Genomic DNA, 2,894 nt, shown 5'->3' on the forward strand with positions numbered 1-2,894 from the left:
AATGGGTCTGCCGCCAGACGCAGGGCCTGTGTCGCGTCGCCGGCCCAGCTATCGACATACTCTCCCGAGAACTGCAGTTCCGCCTTCGGCCGCAATCCTGAGAGAGCTTGAATATAGGATTCGTCCAGTGCCTTGAGATCGAAACGTTGACTTTGCAGGACCGGATTAGTCTCGTAAGCGAGCGCAATGGCATCAGCCAGCGTCTCTGCCTGAGCCATAGAGGGCAGGCAAAGGAAAGCGAGCCCTGCAAGGAGGGATTGCTTTACCATCGATATCGCTCAAAGCTCTCGGGGGTGTCACAGCCATTGTCGAGCGCCGCTTGCTTTGCCTTTTGGAAGCCTCGCAGCCTGAAGCGCTTAGGCGATTGGGTATCTTCCAGACGGATATGAACTTCCCGCGCTGTCTCCAACTCTGCTTCTGGAATGAGGACGACTCCACCCGAGGGATTGAGCAGAGTTCCGCCCTCCAGAGGAATACGTAGCTTGACCAGCTCCGGATAGGTGTCCTGCCAGCGTTTCGCGTTTTGGTGATCGACCCGATACCACGCGTCCTGTGTCGGTTCATCACGATCAAAGGCAAAACCAAGCGCCCCGCCCTCGTAATTGATGCGCCCCTGGCTCAAAGTCCTCGGCGAATACAGATGACAACGCGGTTGGCCGGTGAAGCCATCCGTCTGAATCGTCATCACCCAGCCCTCGAGTTGATAGACTTTGCGCCGAACCTTGTCGGCCTGCTTTTGCAAAGCGCGCTCGGACGGCTTCGGCTTGTGCGGCTTCATCCAGTCCGGAACCGCTGGCAGCGAAAGCCCCATCACGCCAGCGGCAATAACCCCCATAATCACGATAAGACTTCCCTAGTTGACCGAAGGTGCTTCGTAGGTGGAGACAACGCGCGCGCCGGATTGGTCAATATGGTGGAACTTGAAAGGCTTGCCCTCAAAGACCGTCTTCGACAAATCGGTGAGGATTTCATCAACAGCGCCGAACGGAGCGACCAGATCGATAAGCCACGGGCGATCGCCGTTTTGCCATTCATCCGGACGCAGTTTCGAGGCACCAGACTCTAGGCGCGCTTCCGTCTCTTCAGACACGGTCGCCCACAGTGCCACAGCGGCAGGCGCGTTCGGGCCGTTCCACACCCGGAACTGCTCCAGGAGGATCGCCGGCATGGCGAACCATTCCAGATCGCTGATGAAAAGTTGCTTGTGAATGGGCGACTGGCTCATCAACCAGGTGATCTCGCCGAGGACTTGAGCAACGGTTTTTTGTGGTGCACTGGCACCGGTAGGGGAAGGTGTTACGGACATGGAAGCTCCTACTACTCAAAACTAATTCCAAGGCCCTTCGTGGACGTTGTCTGAACGGCGGCTCGTACATTATGAACCGCCGTTCCAAAACTATTGCTTACGCCACGAGTGCCGGTGTTGAAGCTGCGGTACGTTGGACACCGGCGGAGGCCGCCAGCGTGGATGTCCCGCTGACGCTGTCGCGCGACCAGATAGCCGAGCCACCTGTTTCGCCACCGAAGCCCGCCATGGACTGACGCAGCAGCGCTTGTTGTTGCTGAACCATCGGATCCAACGATCCTCCGGCCGGCGTTTCCATGGCGGCAATCAGCGCCCCAAGGGATGATGATCCGGCAGACAGGGTCTGACCCGTCTGCCGCCACCACGCCGCCTCAGGGCTGGCGACAGCCCCGCCGTAGCCCAATACCTCCGAGAACGGCTCGCTGGCTGTAAGCGACAGGCCAAGACCCGTTGCTGCAGAGTTGCCGCTGGCGCCGAAGTCGGCATTGGACAGGCTCGCCGAACCGCCGTCTGCGCTTAAGCCGCCCGACACCGAAGCGCCGGCGGCCTCATAGGCGGAGGTTTCCATCCGGTTCGTCGCGTTCTGAGCCTTCAGCTGCCGGGAGACGAAGAACTGTTCGCCGGAGATTTTGCTGACCCGCTCGTCCGTCGATGTTGCTTGCCCGGACAGCCACGCCGCCTGCTCGCTTCGATCCAGCTTCTCCCAACGCTTCAGAATCTTTGCATCGGTCTTGTCGTGGTCCGAGAAGTCGACCTGCGCAGCCGTCTTGGTTTCCTGATAGGTCGCCCCGATCTTGTCGATAAGCGCCTTCTTCTGACGCACACGGGAAGCCTTGGCCTCTGATTTTGCATCGTTCTTCAGCTGCCCGAACTCGGCGTCGCCGTTGGAAGAGCTCCACTCCGCCTGATATTCGCCGGCGTACAGGCCTTCCGAACCCAGCACACGGCGTGCCAGAGCCACATCGTAGGCATCGCCCTTAGTACCGTCCGCCCAGATGAAGTTCAGCGTGTGCTGAACGAAGCTTTCGGTCGTCAGATCCTGCGTATAGCCCGTTGCCACGCCGCGCAGATCGATGGCCACGATACCGGCCTCGGTCAGCGTCTTCAGTTCCTTCTGCGTCGAACGGCCGTTCTGGTTCAGATCCTGCCACAGCAGGATCTTGCTGAAGTTGGCGTCCTTGGCGTCCAGCAGACCATCACCATTGGTGTCCCACGTCTGCAGACCTTCCAGATCGCTCGTCGCGCCCGGCTTGTCCTGCACGAAGGAGATTTCCGACAGCCGGTTGATGGCGCCGTCGCCGTTGCGGTCGACCGCGAGGAAGGCGTCCGTCGGGCCGACCCACGCGACCTGGGACAAGCCGCCGCGATCGGTGCGTGCCACGACCGTGCTGTTCTCGACCGTCGACAGGTTCAGACCGTCTCCATCGAGATCCAGCGCGATCGGATAGATGGTGTTGTAGTTCCACGTCTCGACCGTGGTCCAGTTGATGTTCAGCTTGCGGACATCAATCGAGGTGCCGCCGGCCAGAACATATTCAACCGTGTTGACCGGCTGCCAGGTGTCGTACTCGTTGGTCCAGCCTTCGTA

Annotated in this window: 2 protein-coding genes and 2 pseudogenes; all 4 read right to left on the bottom strand. The window is 59.9% G+C overall.

The genetic code is table 11. The features are described from left to right. Nucleotides 1-269, bottom strand: a pseudogene (locus tag ACK8OE_RS20685) (hypothetical protein); the annotation flags it as partial. Beyond that, entirely contained in the window at nt 263-841 is a 579-nt protein-coding gene (locus ACK8OE_RS20690) for a hypothetical protein (RefSeq protein ID WP_410274203.1), read from the bottom strand. The gene ACK8OE_RS20690 and the pseudogene ACK8OE_RS20685, both read right to left, overlap by 7 nt. Before the next feature lie 12 nt (nt 842-853). Beyond that, complete coding sequence (locus ACK8OE_RS20695; protein WP_410274204.1) at nt 854-1,306, bottom strand: toxin-activating lysine-acyltransferase; 453 nt, start codon at nt 1,304-1,306, stop codon at nt 854-856. A 97-nt stretch (nt 1,307-1,403) separates the two neighbouring features. Then, nucleotides 1,404-2,894 (bottom strand): annotated as a pseudogene (locus ACK8OE_RS20700) (hypothetical protein); the annotation flags it as partial.

The organism is Asticcacaulis sp. W401b, assembly GCF_046503825.1.
GTDB lineage: Bacteria > Pseudomonadota > Alphaproteobacteria > Caulobacterales > Caulobacteraceae > Asticcacaulis.